This window comes from Gilliamella apicola (genome assembly GCF_003202915.1).
Lineage (GTDB): Bacteria > Pseudomonadota > Gammaproteobacteria > Enterobacterales > Orbaceae > Gilliamella > Gilliamella apicola_Q.
On record NZ_QGLP01000001.1, the window covers coordinates 1 to 1,876 of the forward strand.

Sequence of the window (1,876 nt, forward strand, 5' to 3'; positions counted from 1 at the left end):
GCATTAAGGTGCTCGAACACCTTAACACTGCTAACCACAACTAACTATCGAGGAGTTAACTATGGCTAAGACACATTCTAAGCTAAAATTAACCACAGGAAAAGCACCTGCACTACAACCCACTGAGCGCTTTTATACCGTGGGTTACACGCCTAACGGCGGGTTCAGCAACCCCAGACCGCAACTGACCATCAAGGGGCGCTGGCTGGAGCAGATAGGCTTTTATGCCGGGCTGCCGGTCATCATTAAAGTTGAGCAGAACAAGTTGATTATTGAACTTGCGATGCAGATCTAAAAGTTGATAAGTAAGATCCCCACGGGTTAGGTGGGGACTTAGCGAGTCTAATTACTCATCTATTGGGTAATAGCTTTTTTTAAAAGAGCGTTTAAATTATTACGAGCAACCAACTTAGCTTTCCCTTTACCTTGTATTGTTTTTGCGTATTCTTCAACAGTTATAATTTCATTTTTACTGATACTGTTATCTGTATTTGATACATCAAATTCAATAATACTTTTACCATTTACAAGGTAAGCATAAATATCTACACCTTGATCTATAGCTTGATATAAAAGATAAGCTGTATTAATGGTGCCAAACTCTTCTCTTAAAAAAGGGAAAATATTGTTTTTTTCTAATTGACTAAAATCATGTAATATTTTTTCCACTGATTCATACTCTTTCATATTACAATCTCCCTGGTGTTGCTGTTATTAAATTGCCTTTTTTATCTGTAAGAATTGTCATCGTATTAGTTGGCTTACCGCTAAATTTATCAATACCTATATTCTTGTCTAACGTAACAACTCGCTCGTAGAGAGTTTCATTTTGACCGGTTGCTTTATTTTTTGAAATTTGAGTATTGCTAATTGGTATTTTAGCCACTTCATTACTCTGAAGGATTGTCTTCACTTCTGATTGGCTGAGTGTAAACTGGCTTGCATTTTCTTTACCTGAAAAATGGCGCTTAACCACATGTTCCCAACCTGCCTTATTATCACCATTCTGGACATTAATACGAGATTGAACAATAGGATTCTCTAAATCCGCTTTAACTATTGCCTTATCAGAGCCATTCGAGACCTTATAGCCATTGCTTGTTGTTCCCGTCGTCCCCTTTCCAGCAGTATTACTAGCTTTATTTGCTGAGCCTACGTCAAGAGCGTTTAGTTTATTCTGAGCTTCTTGAACCAACTGACTAGCTTTTTTTGTATCGCCTACTTTTAATGCCGCTTTTGCTTCTTTTAAGAGCTTACCAACTACATCACCTACACCAGGTATTAATCCAACTGATGCAATAGTATAATCAATAATATCTTCAGCTTCAGCAAATGCTTTTGCATCACCTATTATTGGAGTAAAATCAGCGACTGTTTTTTCTATATTAGCTATAAGTTCAGCTGCTTCTTTATAGGGTTCTGTTATTCCTTTCTGAATTTCAATAGCTTGTTCAAGTATAGCTTGTTGACGCGCATAGTCATCTAAATTATAACAAGCATCATCTGTATAGCAATTGTATTCAGCTTTCATTTTTGACTCTGAAAAAAAGAAATCAAAACCAAGATTCTCTCCATTATTCTCAACCGCATTTTTACTACTACTAATAGCCGCACTAGCATCACCAAAATTACCACCGCCGGCAGCTACTGCAAGGCCGGATGCTAGTTGAGATAGTGCGCTGATGGTTTGTTTTTCATCTTCGGTTAACTCGCTGGCATCTTTACCACCATAAAGGGTGTTGATAATTACTTTACTCGCTAGCTCTCCGCTTACTGCACCAACACCTCCTGATAATGCTGAGTTGCCTTGTAGTTCAGCGACTACTGCACCAAGTATTGCATGAGCAATTAAGTTGCCGGCAATATCATCGGTTTG

At 38.1% G+C, this 1,876-nt stretch carries 3 protein-coding genes; 1 reads left to right on the forward strand and 2 read right to left on the reverse strand.

Annotation, left to right across the window (positions count from 1 at the left end; translation table 11 throughout):
* The first annotated feature begins 61 nt into the window (after positions 1–61).
* Positions 62–295: a SymE family type I addiction module toxin gene (locus DKK79_RS00005; protein ID WP_110422344.1), complete on the forward strand. Its 234-nt coding sequence runs from the start codon at positions 62–64 to the stop codon at positions 293–295.
* Between the two features lie 59 nt (positions 296–354).
* Here DKK79_RS00005 and DKK79_RS00010 read toward each other — a convergent pair whose 3' ends face one another.
* Positions 355–687: a hypothetical protein gene (locus DKK79_RS00010; RefSeq protein ID WP_110422345.1), complete on the reverse strand. Its 333-nt coding sequence runs from the start codon at positions 685–687 to the stop codon at positions 355–357.
* 1 nt (position 688) lies between these two features.
* Positions 689–1,876 (reverse strand): VENN motif pre-toxin domain-containing protein (locus DKK79_RS00015; RefSeq protein ID WP_181415203.1); only part of this gene is annotated, 1,188 nt, incomplete at its 5' end.

What these genes read in the sequence shown, in the direction of transcription:
- DKK79_RS00005 (WP_110422344.1), top strand. Translation starts at nt 62, where the DNA reads ATGGCTAAGACACATTCTAAGCTAAAATTAACCACAGGAAAAGCACCT.
- DKK79_RS00010 (WP_110422345.1), bottom strand. Translation starts at nt 687, where the DNA reads ATGAAAGAGTATGAATCAGTGGAAAAAATATTACATGATTTTAGTCAA.